At 61.4% G+C, this 14,075-nt stretch carries 18 protein-coding genes; 9 read left to right on the top strand and 9 right to left on the bottom strand.

Annotated elements, in window-relative coordinates:
• The first annotated feature begins 9 nt into the window (after positions 1-9).
• On the top strand, positions 10-690 hold the full coding sequence (locus HX899_RS18635; RefSeq protein ID WP_181293053.1) for a spermidine synthase: 681 nt from the start codon (positions 10-12) through the stop codon (positions 688-690).
• 3 nt (positions 691-693) lie between these two features.
• Here the strand turns inward: HX899_RS18635 and HX899_RS18630 are convergent, their stop codons facing one another.
• The 3 genes from HX899_RS18630 to HX899_RS18620 all read right to left on the bottom strand — a co-directional run bounded on the left by HX899_RS18630 (position 694) and on the right by HX899_RS18620 (position 2,812).
• Positions 694-1,485, bottom strand: coding sequence for an HpcH/HpaI aldolase/citrate lyase family protein (locus HX899_RS18630; protein ID WP_181293052.1), 792 nt, complete (start codon positions 1,483-1,485; stop codon positions 694-696).
• Between the two features lie 100 nt (positions 1,486-1,585).
• Positions 1,586-1,789, bottom strand: a complete 204-nt coding sequence (locus tag HX899_RS18625; RefSeq protein WP_138331375.1) for a hypothetical protein — start codon at positions 1,787-1,789, stop codon at positions 1,586-1,588.
• A gap of 120 nt (positions 1,790-1,909) precedes the next feature.
• Positions 1,910-2,812, bottom strand: a complete 903-nt coding sequence (locus tag HX899_RS18620; RefSeq protein ID WP_180195343.1) for a choline sulfate utilization transcriptional regulator — start codon at positions 2,810-2,812, stop codon at positions 1,910-1,912.
• Between the two features lie 142 nt (positions 2,813-2,954).
• Between HX899_RS18620 and betC the strand changes: the two genes are divergently transcribed.
• Positions 2,955-4,463, top strand: coding sequence for a choline-sulfatase (gene betC / locus HX899_RS18615; RefSeq protein ID WP_181293051.1), 1,509 nt, complete (start codon positions 2,955-2,957; stop codon positions 4,461-4,463).
• Positions 4,464-4,600: 137 nt separating this feature from the next.
• On the opposite strand, the gene HX899_RS18610 is transcribed toward betC, so the two are convergent.
• A complete protein-coding gene (locus HX899_RS18610) occupies positions 4,601-5,461 on the bottom strand; it encodes a sugar phosphate isomerase/epimerase (protein ID WP_138389664.1) in 861 nt (286 codons plus the stop codon).
• Positions 5,462-5,527: 66 nt separating this feature from the next.
• A complete protein-coding gene (locus tag HX899_RS18605) occupies positions 5,528-6,898 on the bottom strand; it encodes an amidase (protein WP_181293050.1) in 1,371 nt (456 codons plus the stop codon).
• Between the two features lie 275 nt (positions 6,899-7,173).
• Between HX899_RS18605 and HX899_RS18600 the strand changes: the two genes are divergently transcribed.
• A complete protein-coding gene (locus HX899_RS18600) occupies positions 7,174-7,452 on the top strand; it encodes a hypothetical protein (protein WP_027665604.1) in 279 nt (92 codons plus the stop codon).
• A gap of 72 nt (positions 7,453-7,524) precedes the next feature.
• Complete coding sequence (locus HX899_RS18595; protein ID WP_138331370.1) at positions 7,525-7,965, top strand: DUF1810 domain-containing protein; 441 nt, start codon at positions 7,525-7,527, stop codon at positions 7,963-7,965.
• Between the two features lie 48 nt (positions 7,966-8,013).
• Here HX899_RS18595 and HX899_RS18590 read toward each other — a convergent pair whose 3' ends face one another.
• Positions 8,014-8,202 (bottom strand): hypothetical protein, encoded by a 189-nt coding sequence (locus HX899_RS18590; protein WP_003547852.1) that lies wholly within the window; start codon positions 8,200-8,202, stop codon positions 8,014-8,016.
• An 82-nt stretch (positions 8,203-8,284) separates the two neighbouring features.
• Entirely contained in the window at positions 8,285-8,908 is a 624-nt protein-coding gene (locus HX899_RS18585; protein WP_181293049.1) for a TetR/AcrR family transcriptional regulator, read from the bottom strand.
• A gap of 127 nt (positions 8,909-9,035) precedes the next feature.
• Between HX899_RS18585 and HX899_RS18580 the strand changes: the two genes are divergently transcribed.
• The 4 genes from HX899_RS18580 to HX899_RS18565 all read left to right on the top strand — a co-directional run bounded on the left by HX899_RS18580 (position 9,036) and on the right by HX899_RS18565 (position 11,172).
• Complete coding sequence (locus HX899_RS18580) at positions 9,036-9,251, top strand: hypothetical protein (RefSeq protein ID WP_138389667.1); 216 nt, start codon at positions 9,036-9,038, stop codon at positions 9,249-9,251.
• Positions 9,252-9,534: 283 nt separating this feature from the next.
• Positions 9,535-9,783 carry a type II toxin-antitoxin system Phd/YefM family antitoxin gene (locus HX899_RS18575; protein ID WP_138389668.1) on the top strand — a complete coding sequence of 83 codons (249 nt, stop codon included), beginning with the start codon at positions 9,535-9,537 and terminating at the stop codon, positions 9,781-9,783.
• Positions 9,783-10,205: a type II toxin-antitoxin system VapC family toxin gene (locus HX899_RS18570; protein WP_180195340.1), complete on the top strand. Its 423-nt coding sequence runs from the start codon at positions 9,783-9,785 to the stop codon at positions 10,203-10,205. Before HX899_RS18575 ends, HX899_RS18570 begins: the two co-directional genes overlap by 1 nt.
• A gap of 118 nt (positions 10,206-10,323) precedes the next feature.
• Complete coding sequence (locus tag HX899_RS18565; RefSeq protein WP_131139660.1) at positions 10,324-11,172, top strand: IclR family transcriptional regulator; 849 nt, start codon at positions 10,324-10,326, stop codon at positions 11,170-11,172.
• A gap of 20 nt (positions 11,173-11,192) precedes the next feature.
• On the opposite strand, the gene HX899_RS18560 is transcribed toward HX899_RS18565, so the two are convergent.
• Together HX899_RS18560 and HX899_RS18555 are read right to left on the bottom strand one after the other, a co-directional pair.
• Positions 11,193-12,401, bottom strand: a complete 1,209-nt coding sequence (locus tag HX899_RS18560) for an amidohydrolase/deacetylase family metallohydrolase (protein ID WP_138389670.1) — start codon at positions 12,399-12,401, stop codon at positions 11,193-11,195.
• Between the two features lie 274 nt (positions 12,402-12,675).
• Positions 12,676-13,545 carry a sigma-70 family RNA polymerase sigma factor gene (locus HX899_RS18555; protein ID WP_181293048.1) on the bottom strand — a complete coding sequence of 290 codons (870 nt, stop codon included), beginning with the start codon at positions 13,543-13,545 and terminating at the stop codon, positions 12,676-12,678.
• Positions 13,546-13,653: 108 nt separating this feature from the next.
• On the opposite strand from HX899_RS18555, the gene HX899_RS18550 reads away from it, so the two are divergent.
• The coding region (locus HX899_RS18550) for a carboxymuconolactone decarboxylase family protein (RefSeq protein ID WP_181293047.1) at positions 13,654-14,075 on the top strand (422 nt) is incomplete at its 3' end.

The following is a 14,075-nucleotide window of genomic DNA, read 5'->3' as shown; positions in this document are numbered from 1 at the left end:
GAAACCGTCATGCTGCCCTGGATCCAGCTCGATTCCGCGACCATTCCCGGTGAAAACGGCGAATTGCGGCTGAAGCAGCGCGGCAGCGAATTTTCGATCATGCTTGGCGCCAACGAGCTGATGAACAGCCGTCTCAGCGGCTCGGAAGAAGCGCTGGCGACCCTTTCCTGGGATCGGATCAAGTCGCACCCGAAGCCAAGGATTTTGATCGGCGGGCTCGGCATGGGTTTTACCCTGCGCGCCGCTCTCGCCGTCCTTCCCGAAGATGCCGGCGTCACCGTCGCCGAACTGGTGCCTGCGGTCATCACCTGGGCCCGCGGGCCGATGGCCGAGGTCTTCAAGGGCTGCCTCGACGATCCGCGCGTCGGCATCCATCAGGGCGATGTCGGCGAAGCGATCCGCGCCGGCAAGGCTGCCTATGACGCCATTCTGCTCGATGTCGACAACGGCCCTGATGGCCTGACCCGCAAATCCAACGACCGGCTCTACGATTTCGCCGGCCTTCGCGCCGCCAGCGACGCGCTGCGCCCCGGCGGCGTGCTCGCCATCTGGTCGTCCGGTCCGGACCCCGATTTCACGCGACGTCTTAAGGGCAGCGGTTTTGCCGTCGATGCAGTCAGCACGCGCGCCAACGGCAAACGCGGCGGCGCCCGCCACGTCATCTGGCTGGCCGTCAAGCCGGTGAAATGACGCTCAAGCAGAAGCGATCCTGCGGGCGGCGTTGATGGCGCGGCGGGCGCCGGAGCGCAGCTGCGCTGTCTCGGCCCCGGCAATGACCAGATCGAAGCCGAATTTCAGCAGTTCGCCGGCCCGTTCGCCGTCACCGGCGAAGGCGCAGGCGAATTTGCCATGGGCGCGGCAGCGCGAAACCGCATGCTGCATGGCGCCGTCGATCTCGGCGGCGTTCGGCGCCACCTGGTCGCCGTTCGAGAGTGCGATCGAAAGGTCGGAAGGACCGATAAAAATGCCATCGATGCCGGCAACGCCGAGGATGTCGTCGATCGCCTCGAGTGCCGCCCGGGTCTCGATCATGGCGATGGCGACGGTCAGCGCGTTGGCGTTCTTCAGATAATCATCGGCCGACAGCCCTGTATGGTTGAGCGCCAGCGACGGTCCCCAGCTGCGTTCGCCGAGGGGCGGGTATTTGGTGGTCTTGACGAAGGCTTGAGCGTCTTCGGCCGAATTGATCATTGGCGCGATGATGCCGGAGGCGCCGGCATCGAGCAGGCGCGAGGCGGAGGCGAAATCGCCGACCGGTATGCGCGCCAGCGCCGGCTTGCCGGCAAGGCGCACCTGGGCGACGGCATTGGCTGCCGAGGGCATGTCCCACATGCCGTGCTGCATATCCAGCACGACGGTGTCGAAGGCCTCCTGCGCCAGATGATTGGCAAGCGTGGCGTCGGGAATGCCGATCCAGGCGGAGATCATGCCGCCCCGGTGGTGCCTGATCCGGTCCGCAAAGCCGTCGATTTCAGCTGCGCTCATGCCATTCTCCTCAATTCGACAGGCCGCCAGCGGCCAGATATTTCACCTCGGGGAACTCTTGAATGTCGAATTCCCTCAAAGCCGTGCACGGATTGCCACCTCATCCCCTCCGGCGCAGCCGTGAAATAATAACCGTCACGGCAATCCCCGCCGCAGCCATGATGCTTCCCCAGAGAACCCAGATGCTTTGGTTGATCATGAAACTGGACGCGGGATAGGGAAAATAACCGCTTCCCTGGGCGATCCAAATCAGCCCCAGGAGGATCATGAGCAGTCCAACGACGTATCCGACGGTTCGCGACATGCTTTGGCCCTTCCCTATGAATCGATGCCACAATGTCGATCGGCGTCGGTCATGACAAGGCTTCTCTCCTGAGCGCGAACATATTCCGGATGCAATGACGCGCCGGCCTCGGTCTGGATGTCATGTCCTGCCGACTTCATCCACCAGCCAGGTGCTGAGCCTTTCGCTATCAACATTTGCCGATCGCGGCGGTATCAGCCAGTAACCGCGGTCGGGTGCCTCGAGCGGCGGCCCGGCTTCCACCAGCATATGTGTGGAGAGAAGCGTATCGACCAGCCCCATCCAGCCGATCGCCACGCCTTGCTCGCTGAGAGCGGCCTGGACGACCAGCGAGTAAGTGTTGAAACTGACATCACCGCGGCCGGCATGGAGGTCGCGAGTAACGGAGAATTCGGCAAAATAACTTCGCCAGTCGAACCAGGGCGATGGCGTCGGTGAGTCGAGATGGATCAGGATCGCCTTGGCAAGCTGCTGCGGATCGTCGAACGGGCCGTTGCGATCGAGAAAGCCTCGCGTGCAGACGGGCACGACCTTTTCCTGCAGCAGCAGCGATCCGATAGTGCCGAATTCCGCCTTTGTGCCGAAAACCACCACCACATCTGCGTCGTCACCAAAGCCGGGCTCAAGCCTCTGGGTCGCGACGATCTGTATATCCGTTTCCGGGTGAAGCAGGCGAAAGCCGTGCATGCGCGGGATCAGCCAAAGCGCTGAAAAAGCATAGTCGGTTCTCAGTCTGACGACCGGCCTTTGAGCCTCGGTGCGGAAACTGCGCGCCAGGGCATCGATGTCACCAACCGACTTGGCCGTGACCTGGAAAAGCCGTTCGCCCTCCGCGGTCAACTCGACGCCGCGGTGCTGGCGGCGCAGCAGGGCGACGCCGAACTGCTCTTCCAGCCGCCGGATCTGATAACTGACGGCAGGCTGCGTAAGGCCGAGAACTGCCGCCGCAGCCGAAAAGCTGCCGAGCCTTGCGACCTCCGCGAAGATGCGCATCCATCCCAGCTCAGGCAGGCGGTCTGACATAAAAATTCCTTTTGGCAAATATCAAAAAAAGCTGCCTTTACAAGCATGATGATAGCGGTTTTGATAAGATCTGCAAATAGCAAGGGACGTCCCCTTCCAGGAAGACCGTCCCGGCCTTTGAGACCACAGGAGACAATTTCACATGGCGCGTCCGAATATCCTCATCCTGATGGTCGATCAGTTGAATGGAACGTTCTTTCCCGATGGCCCTGCCGATTTCCTGCGTGCGCCGCATCTGAAATCATTGGCGGAGCGCTCCGTACGTTTCACCAACGCCTATACGGCAAGCCCGCTCTGCGCACCGGCGCGAGCCTCCTTCATGTCCGGACAATTGCCGAGCCGAACCCGCGTCTATGACAATGCGGCGGAATTTGCCTCTGACATTCCGACCTATGCGCATCATCTGCGCGCTGCCGGATACCAGACCGCACTTTCCGGCAAGATGCATTTCGTCGGCCCCGACCAGTTGCATGGCTTCGAGGAACGCCTGACGACGGATATCTACCCGGCCGACTTCGGCTGGACGCCCGATTATGGCAAGCCCGGCGAGCGCATAGACTGGTGGTATCACAATCTGGGCTCGGTCACCGGCGCCGGCGTTGCCGAGATCACCAACCAGATGGAGTATGACGACGAGGTCGCCTACCACGCCGCCCGCAAGCTGTTCGATCTCTCGCGTGGCCATGACGAGCGCCCCTGGTGCCTGACCGTCAGCTTCACCCATCCGCACGACCCCTATGTCGCGCGCCGCAAATTCTGGGACCTCTATGAGGACTGCCCGGCACTTGACCCGACGGTTGCGCCGATTGCCTTCGAGCAGCAGGACCCGCACTCGCAGCGTCTGATGAAAGCCTGCGATCACGACGCTTTCGACATCAGCGATGAGCAGATCAGGCGGGCAAGGCGGGGCTATTTCGCCAATATCTCCTATGTCGACGAGAAGATCGGCGACATTCTCGGCGTCCTGGAACGGAGCCGCATGGCTGAAAACACGATCATCCTCTTTGCCTCCGACCATGGCGACATGCTCGGCGATCGCGGCCTCTGGTTCAAGATGAACTTCTTCGAAGGATCGGCCCGCGTTCCGCTGATGATCGCGGCACCCGGCTGGACGCCCAGACGGATCGACCAGCCTGTCTCCACACTCGACGTGACACCGACGCTCGCCGGTCTTGCCGGGATCGATATCGCCTCATTGAAGCCATGGACCGAGGGCGAGGATCTCGCAGCGCTTGCCGAAGGCGCCGGCAGCCGCGGCCCTGTGCCGTTGGAATATGCCGCAGAGGGTTCCGAGGCGCCGCTCGTCTGTATCCGAGACGGACGATACAAACTCTCGCTCTGCGAGAAGGACCCGCCGATGCTGTTTAATCTCGAGGTCGATCCGCAGGAGCTCGACAATCTGGCGGCCGACCCGGCGCATGCCGAGATCTTGGCAAGGCTTGTCGAACAGGCCGGCCGACGCTGGAACCTTTCCGATTTCGACGAAGCCGTGCGCGAAAGCCAGGCGCGCCGCTGGGTGGTCTATGCGGCGCTGCGCAATGGGGCCTATTATCCATGGGATTATCAGCCGCTGCAGAAAGCTTCGGAGCGCTATATGCGCAACCACATGGATCTGAACGTGCTGGAGGAAAACCAGAGGTTCCCGCGCTAGAACAGGATGATTTTAGGCCGGGTCGGCCTAAAATCTAAATCCTGTTCTACATTATATAGTGAGAGCATGATGTCGTCCGAAAACCGCTCACACTTTTCGGCATCATGCTCTAGGAATGAGCAAGAAGCGCTTCTGATTTAAGCCGTTCTGCGCGCCGGCGCCTCGCGCAGAAAATCCTCGATGAACGCCTTCTGCAGAAGGATGCCGTCCCATTCATCAGGGAAGAAGGGCGAGTCGTAGATCAGCGTGAAGGGACCGTCGTAACCGGCTCTCTCGCACATCTCCAGGCAGGTGCGGTAATCCTCGGCATCGAGGCCGGCAGTGCCATAGTCGGCCTTGGCATGGCAGATTTCCGCCCGGCCCATGATGTCGGCAAGGCCTTCATATTTGGCTGGCGCCGCCCAGTTGCCGAGGTCGCCATTGAGGCCGACCTTGCCGTCCAGCCGGTCCAGCAGCCAGTTCATTTCGACTGGCGATGGTAGCAGGTCGAACCAGTTCTCGACGACGACACGCACGCCGCTGCCTTCCGCCTTTCCGGCCAGCCAATTCAGATGGCGGGCGGCGCGGGCAAGGTTTTCCTCCGTCGGCTTCTGCTTGCCGGCAATGACGCGCATCCTCTCAGCCCCAAGGGTTGCCGCGATGTCGATCCACTCCGCCATCCATTTTACGTCGCGTTCAGCCGTCTCCGGATGGCTCGGATCGCCGTCCTCGACCAGCAGCGTCTGGAACAGCACATTCGAGGTCGCCATCGCGTCGCGCAATTCGCTTATATAGGTGGCGTCGAGGCTTTGCAGATGGAAGGAACAGATCTCCAGCCGGTTGACGCCGCGCGCCGAGAGCGCCGCCGGCACATCGATCAGGGCCGCGGCACCCGGGCCATAGGGTTCTTTCGCAGCAGCGCTTTTGTCGGGATCGGGACTATAGGCATGAACGGCGCCGAGCAGCCGATGCAGCGACCATGTCGAAACCGCGAAACGTCCGTTTTGCAAAACCTGCACTTGCTTTCCTCCCGGATCTCCTCATGCCATCAATGGCAACTAAATCCCGGCGGTTCAATTGCCAATTCAGGCAAAATCGTCGCGGATGACCGCCTCGGCCGCAAGGGCAATCCCCAGCAGCGCTTCATCGCGATGGGCGGTGGCCGAAAGCAGCAGTCCAACAGGCATGCCAGCGTCGCCCGTACCGCAGGGAATGGAAACGCCGCACCAGTCGAGGAAATTGCCGAGCGCGGTGTTGCGCAACGTCTTGTTGTTCGTCGCGAAGAACAGCTCGTCATCCTGCTCCAACGGCCCGATCGGCGGCGCGACATGGGCGACAGTGGGAAAGGCGAGCAGCCGGTCGCCGACGAGGCGCTCGACATCGGCGATCAGGCGGCTGCGCGCCTCGAGGATCGCCAGGTAATCGGGCAGCGTCGTCTTGCTTCCGAGACGGGTGCGCATGACGACACGGTGATCCATGCTGTCCGCGTCCGGTCCTGCCAAGCGTTCGCGGTGAAGTGCGAAAGCCTCCGCCGTCACCAGCGGACCATATCTCGTCATCAGATCGAATATCTCGTTGAAGGCGGGGATGACGGTGCGGGCAACCTTGGCGCCGGCCTTTTGAAGACGTCCCAGAGCTGCCTCGAACGCGGCGACGACGCCGGCTTCAGCGCCATCGAAGACGATGTTTTCAGGCACGATGAGTTCCAGCCCTTGCAGGGGAAGCCCAACGACATCGGGCGCCGTCAGGCCGCGCATCGCCGCGTCGATCCAGACCGCGTCCCTGACGCTGCGGCAGAGCGGTCCCAGCGAATCCAGGCTCTTTGCCAGCGGATAGACCCCTGCCATCGCGTGGCGGCCGCGTGTCGCCTTGTAGCCGACGATGCCGTTGAAGGCGGCGGGAATGCGCACCGAGCCGCCGGTATCGGTGCCCATGGCGACCGGCACCAGTCCGGCCGCGACAGCGACACCGGCGCCGGAGGATGAGCCGCCCGGAATGCGCCGGAGATCGGTGCCGTGCGGATTTACCGGCGTGCCGTAATGCGGATTGATGCCGAGGCCGGAAAAGGCGAACTCGCTCATATTGGTGCGTCCGACGGCGACCATGCCCGCCTGCCTGAGCAAAGCGACGACGGCCGCATCTTGCTTGGCCGGCATGTCCTTTGCCAGAACAACGGAGCCCGCCGTCGTCGGTAGGCCTTCGATGTCGAAAAGATCCTTCCAGGCAATCGGAATGGCGTCCAGCAATCCAAGCGAGCGCCCTTCCCGCAGACGTCGCGAAGAGGCGCGCGCCTCCTCCATCCCCCGGCTTTCGAGCAATGTGGTGAAGACCGCCTTGTCGGCATAATTCGCGATGGAATCGAAAACTGCCTCGGCGACCTCGACCGGATCGGCCGCGCCACCTTGAATGAGGACGGAAAGCTGCACGACCGACATCGCGCCGAAGGATTTGCTCATGGGACTATCCAGAAGAAAGATGTTCCTCTCTGGACTACCGCGGATCATTCCGATGAACCAGAGCTTCACGATATTTTGCATTTATTGGTACGATTTTTTGAACACTGCGTTTGAAGATCGCCCCTTCAATTGCCACGATCGAAGACACACATGCTGCTCGCATGCGGAAGCGGTTCGGCACGAGGGTGAGAGTTTGCTCTTAAGAGACCGGCGCCGCATGTGTTGCAGGAGTAATTAAAATGACAGATTGTGAAACTTTAAGCCGTCGCCAGGATATGGTGACCCTCCATGTAAAAGAGGACGAAACCGCCGGTTTAGGCGAGCGCGATTATGTAGATCATGTCAGCGCCCAGAAACTTTCGGCCTTCGAGCGCATTGTCGTGGTCGGAGCGCTGGTTCTCTTGAGCTTTGCGGGTTTTGCCGCATATTCTTCCGGCAATACGGACCCGATGACGACATCGGCCATTGCCGCCCCGGCCGGCGATAACGTGCCGCAGCATCCGGCCTACGGCCATTGCCGCGACAGCAGCCCCTACGCTGAGAGGGTTTGCTGATAGCAAAACATATTGCCGGGCGTGGAAACCTTTGCCCAGGCTGCATCGACAGCAGGAAAAGGGAAAAGGACCATGGCCGGCGACATCGACTACAAGCTTCACCGCTTCATCGACGCCCAGAACGGGATCTATGAGCGGGCGCTCTTGGAGCTGAAGGCCGGGCGCAAAACGTCCCACTGGATGTGGTTCATCTTCCCGCAGATCGCCGGTCTCGGCACGTCGGCGATGGCCGAAAAATATGCGATCCGCTCGGCGGAGGAAGCCGCCGCCTATCTCGCCGATCCCATTCTCTCAAGCCGGCTGCTGCGTTGCGTCGAGGCGATCCTATCCGTGAACGGCCGATCGGCGCACGAAATCCTGGGCTCACCCGACGACTTCAAGCTGCGCTCGTCGATGACCTTGTTTGCCGCGATCAGCGATCACGGTTCGCCCTTCCACCAGGTGATCGAGCATTTCTATCAGGGAAAATTCGACGAACGGACGATGGAAATCCTTAGCGCCAGCACAGACTGACTTTATGCCGGTCGGCTTAAAATCTGAATGCTGTTGAAAATTAAATAGTTATCGGCCCGGCCTGCTCTCCAGCGTAGCAATTTCCTCGGAAATTTCGCTCAACCGCTGACGCAGATCGCTGTCGGTGCCGTCATCGACCTCTTCCTCGCCGAAACAATAGCGCGCATCATGGAGCTCCAGCTTGGCTTCGAGCTCGGCGCGCTTGGCATATAGGCGTTTGAGATAGACGTAGTTCATCTCCCTGCCTCCACATCGCCCTCGGGTTAGTGTGAAAACGGCATGGAAGCGGTAAGGTTCCCCTCCCACACACTTGCGGTGCTCAGGCGAAAGAAGCGATCGCCGCGTGGCACGCCTTGGCGAAATGACCGCAGCAGCCGGCAGCGCCCATGGCCTGACGGCTGACGCGTGCGCCCTCGAGCAGCAGCGTCAATGTATCGGCAAGAAGCTGGGGTTCGCGCGCGCCGGCCGCCGAACAGAGCCCGGCCAGGCGATCACGCTGTTCGGCCTTGTGCCGCTCGATCATTTCGTGGGCTGGATGGCCCTCGCCCTTCAGCTCGATGGCGGCATTGGCGAGATCGCAGCCGGCGGGCTCGCCGTTCAGACATTGCGCCCGCAGCTCCACCCAGGCGTCCAGCTGGGCGCGCGGATTGCCGGGATAGGCCGTTTCCAGATCGCGCCAGATGGCACCCGCCTTTTCGGAGGCGCGGCGAAGCGTTTCGCAGACGAGCTCGTCCTTCGAGCCGAAATGCCGGTAGAGCGTCATCTTGTTGGTCAGAGCCGCGTCGGCAATGGCATCGACGCCGATGCCGCGAATGCCGCGCTCGCGGAAAAGCTCCGAGGCGGTCGAGACGATACGCTCCCGCGGCGGGATGCGATCTTCTGGAACGGCTGCGGAGATTTCATTCGAAGTTTCTGATTTTTTTGCGGACGTAGTCCTTGACATCAATGTGACCGATCGGTAACAAATGCATTGTTACTTACCGGTAACACCACGAAACGCGAAAGTCAATGCCGAGGGCATGGCAGCGGAAAGTGGAACACGGGCGACTGCCCACGAAAGGAGGACAACCATGACAAAGACCAGAGATGACCTGACGATATCCGAAGCCCTTCGCGACCCCCTGATCGCCATGGTGTTGCGCGCCGACGGCGTAAAGCTTGAAGACTTCAAGCAACTCCTGGAGACAGCCGCCCGCAAACGCGAACCGCGCTCGACTTCGGTGGGCAATATAATCGGAGCGCTCGCAAGCCGCGCCAATCTGCCGGCAATGCCCTGCTTCGGCTGAACAAGCCACCTAAACAGCTTGGGGATCTCTCCCTGCCCCCGTCAAGGGCTGCCGTCTCGACCAGACGGCGGCCCTTGTCGCTTTAAAGCATGTCGCGCAAAAGTGTGCAGCGGTTTTGCGGCAACGGCATGCGTAAAAACAAAGACTAAAGCGCAAGGAGTGAATCTGAAAGATCGCGACGCGCTTTAGAGGATCGGCTTGCCGCCGGTTGTCGTGCCGCGGTCTTGCGGCAGTCTAGTTTTCGGACTAAAATGACTAGAAAATTGGTCATCAAGAGGGCGTCATGGCGAGTGTCAATTTAGCGGAAGCCAAGGCCCATCTCAGCGAATTGCTCAATCGCGTCGAAGCCGGCGAAACCGTCGAGATTTTGCGGCATGGCAAGCCGGTGGCGCAGCTCGTGCCCGTCAAGACGCGCAAAAAACCGATCGATGTCGAGCGGCTGAAGGCATTGACCGCCTCGATGAAGCCGCCGGCCAAGCCGGTCGATTCCGCGACCTTCATCCGCGACATGCGCGACACCGACCGTTACTGATGCTTTATATCGACACGTCAGTCCTCATCGCCGCCTGGACGATCGAAACCCGCACGGACGACGTGCAGCAATGGCTGGCGACGCTTCGATCCGAAGAGATCGCGGTCAGCGGTTGGACGATCACCGAATTTTCGAGCGCCGTCGCGCTCAAGGCAAGAGCCGGACAGATCGACCCGGCCGATCGCGGCAAGGCATTGGCGATGTTCAGAGAATTATGTTCGACGACGTTCGAGATCCTGCCGATATCGCGAGCGCATTTCATCGAAGCGGCACGCATGACCGATCAATTCGACATCGGTCTTCGCGCTGGCGATGCACTCCATCTCGCTGTCGCGCTCGGCAGCGATGCCGCGCTCGTCACACTGGACAAGGGGCTGGCGAAGGCTTGCACCATCGTCGGAGCAAAGCACCAGCTATTATGATGCCACCGGCAGATCAATCCACCATCGCAGCCGTCGACACGATGCCGTAGGGTTATCTTCTGTTGCGATTTGCCTCTACGACAGCTATGCCATAGTAATGTAACATGATCGCAGTTTTATGAGGTGCGTGGAATTGGACGGAAAGACATCATCCGCAGTTTACTCCGAAGATGAGGGTGTTGCCGGCGAGACCGGTGGCAAGGGCGCGCGACGCGCGCGCGTCAGCGGCATCGACCGGGCGCTTCAGGTGATCGATCATCTTTACGAGACCGGATCGCCCGCCGGCGTCTATGCCATCGCCAAGGCGGTGAAGGCGCCGCTGTCGACCGTTTACGTCATCGTCGACGACCTCGTCGAGAAGAACATGCTGACGCGCCAGACCGACGGCTCGATCTGGCTCGGCGCGAGGCTTTACCATTACGGCCTTGCCTATGCCAGGTCGCTGGATTTCATGAGCATCGCTACCCACGAAATGCACGATCTCTGCCGGCAGGCCGGCGAAACCGTGCAGGTCTGCGGCCGTGACGGCGACTATATGCTGGTGCTGGCCATGGCCGACGGCCCGAGCCATTTTCAGGTGGCGTCCCGCGTCGGCACAAGGGTGCCGCTGAACTGGACGGCCTCCGGCCGCCTGCTCGTCGGCCACCTGGCCGAGGAGGAGCGCATCGAACTGTTCAAGCGCTGCGCCCGCTCATCACCGACCGGCCGCGCCGAGATCGATCCGGGCACGCTGTCGGAAGCCGCCGGCAAGGCCTTCGAGTCGCGGCTGTCGATCCAGGCTGGGGAATCGGATTATGCGGTTGCCTGCATCGCCTCGCCGATCTGCGATCGCGACGGCCAGTGCGTCGCTACCATTTCCATCGTGCTGCCGGAACAGAAGGCGTTTTCCGACGAGAACCACTATACGGCCCATGTGCGCAGTTCAGCGGAACGGATCGAAAAGCTGATGGGCTGGCGCAACCGCTGAGGATAGCGCCTCAGCGGATCCTACCTGTAGGAATAGCCGTGGCTGTGGCGCACCAGCTTGCGCGCCCGCGGCACATAGCGGCTGGCGGTGAAGGCATCGGTGCCCATCACCGCGTAGCGCGGTTCGAACAGCTTGCTCAGGACCGAAACGTCGCCGTTGGAATCCGTCGCCTCGAGATCGGAATCGACCAGATCGAAAATGGTGAATTCCGCTTGCGAGCCGACCGAAAGCCGGTTCTCCATCGACAGCTTGATGACCGATGCCGGCGCATGGGTAACGGCTTCCACCACCTTGTCGAAAGGCATGCCGACGCTGAGCAGTTTCGACATCGTCGTCGCCAGATCCCAGACCGGAAAGTTCATCGAATGGCCGTGCAGATCGGTCGAGATCGAGAACGGCAGAAGCCCGCGCGCGATCGCCGCCTCGGCGACCTTGAAGGAGAAGGAGGCGCCGCCATGGCCGATGTCTAGGCGGATGCCCTCGGAGGCGCAGCGCTCGGCGAGATTGAAGAGATCCTCGTCTTCCATGATGCTCGACCCGGCCTTGCCGTTGAAGCAATGCGTGACGACGTCGCCGGGGCCGAGAATCTCAAGCACCTCGTCATAGAGCGCCGGCGGCTCGCCGACATGCACCATCATCGGCACTTTCAAGATCTTGGCGATCTTCTTGCCGAGCTTGACCGGCGTAACGCCCCAGGATCCGGTGATGACATGGCTGGCGCGCACCTTGATGCCGACGATGTGCTCACTGTTTTCTGCATAGACCTCGAGAATGCGGTCGAGATCGATATCGCGGATATCCCGTAATTCCGCGACGCGGTTGCAGGCGACGAGGCCGATCGAGCCGAGATTGAGGAAGGCCTTGATGCGCTCGCGCGAGGGCTCGATGATATATTCCCGGAAGCCATGGAAATTCGCCTCACCGGCCGAGCCGGCATCGACCAGCGTGGTGACGCCGCGCTCGACGCCGCATTCGGACGGACGGATGGAAATATCGGTGCCACCGTGCCAGATATGCACGTGCAGATCGACCCAGCCCGGCGAGATGAAGGCGCCCTTGCCGTCGATGCGCGTCACATCCTGCGAGACGGAAAGCGACGGACCGATCTCGGCGATCCTGCCGTCGGCATTGACGAGAATGTCGGTTGCCCCCTCTGATGGGCCAGAACCGAAAGCCATCGGTTTGACATTGGTGAGGAGAAGCGGCTTCTTCGCCTGGTCGCCGGACATGACATGCATTCCTTTCGAAGTCTCGGACCGGGATCGCTCCTCGGTCATCCGTCTGCGGGTCATTATGGAAGAGCAATGGGTAGCGAAAGATGCACAAGGGCATCTGGATCGCCACAATTCCATAGTTATGTTATATAAGTCTTTATAATAGAATAAAGCCGAGGACGCCGCTGTCAAGAAAAATGACGCGGTCGTCATCGCTGAAGAAACGTGAGCGGCGCGCTCCATCCGAGGCGCGCCTAGTTTCGAAGAGCGGGCGAATTCGCGTTTCTTTTCAATCTCGAAGAATAGAATAGTCAAGCCGTTCCAAGTGATCCGGATCGGCGATGGCGTCGATCGAGGCGATCCTGCCATCGACGATCGTCAGCGCCACGACGACGCGGAGCTGGCCCTGGATCTCCACGACGAATCCAAGCTCACCGCCGACGTTGGCGATTTCTGCCGCCTGCGCCCGACCCTTGAAGGCTTCGGCCACGTGAGCCGCGCCGCGCATTTCGCCAATGGTGCCGAAGCGGGCGGCCGTCGCATCCGGCCGGAAGACGACATCAGGGGCAAGCACCGCGATCAATCCCTCCAGATCGCCATTGCGCGACGCCGTCAGAAAGGCCTCGGCGATCGTCCGCTTGCGGCCGAAATCGACATCAGGCGCTTCGTCCACCCCCTGCACCCGCCGGCGGGCGCGGCTTGCGAGCTGGCGGGTGGCGGCGGACGAACGGCCGATGATCGGCGCGATCTCGTCGAAGGGCAGGTCGAACATGTCGTGCAGCACGAAGGCGACACGTTCGGCGGGCGCCAGCGTCTGCAGCACGACGAGCAGCGCCAGCCCAACCGAATCGGCAAATGCGGCTTCGCGCTCGGGATCGTTCGCGGGATCGGCGATCCCGGCATGGACAGGCGCCTCCAGCGGCTCCTCGCGCCGGGTCTTGCGGGCGCGCAGCATGTCGAGGCAGATGCGGGCCACCACCGTCGTCAGCCAGCCGCCAAGATTGCCGACCCCTGTCGTATCGGTGCGGCTGAGCCGCAGCCAGGCCTCCTGAACGGCATCCTCCGCTTCGCTGCGCGAGCCGAGCATGCGATAGGCTGCGGCCCTCAGATGCGCTCTGTTCGCCTCGAATTCTTCAGTCAGCCATTTTTTCTCGTCCATTTGTCACATTCCTCCGCTGCATCCCGTCAAGGCCATGACGAATGAACCCCGGCCGATGTGACAGCGCCGGCGGATCGTCAAACAGTAAACCTATAGAGGAGACTTATCATGCAGGAGAGAATGGGAAATCCCGCCCTCGTCCTTCCCGCAGCCATGCAGGCGCTGGCGGCTCTCAGCAAGGTGCCGGCCGAAACCGGCCTTTCGCCCAAGCTGCTCGAACTCGTCAACCTGCGCGCCAGCCAGATCAACGGCTGCAGCGTCTGTGTCGACGGGCATCCGCGCATCGCAAAGAAGCTCGGTGAAACCGACGAACGGCTCTTCGCCATCGGCGCCTGGCGCGACTCGCCCTATTTCAGCGATGCCGAGCGGGCAGCCCTTGCGCTGACCGAGGCGGTGACCCGCGTCAGCGACCGCGCCGACCCTGTGCCGGATGATATCTGGGACGAAGCGACCCGGCATTATGACGGCAGGAGCCTTGCGGCACTCGTCATCGCCATCGCCAACATCAATGTCTGGAACCGGCTGAACAT

This window comes from Rhizobium sp. WYCCWR 11146 (assembly GCF_013591995.1).
Classification (GTDB): domain Bacteria; phylum Pseudomonadota; class Alphaproteobacteria; order Rhizobiales; family Rhizobiaceae; genus Rhizobium; species Rhizobium indicum.
This window is presented reverse-complemented; position numbering and strand designations above follow the sequence as displayed.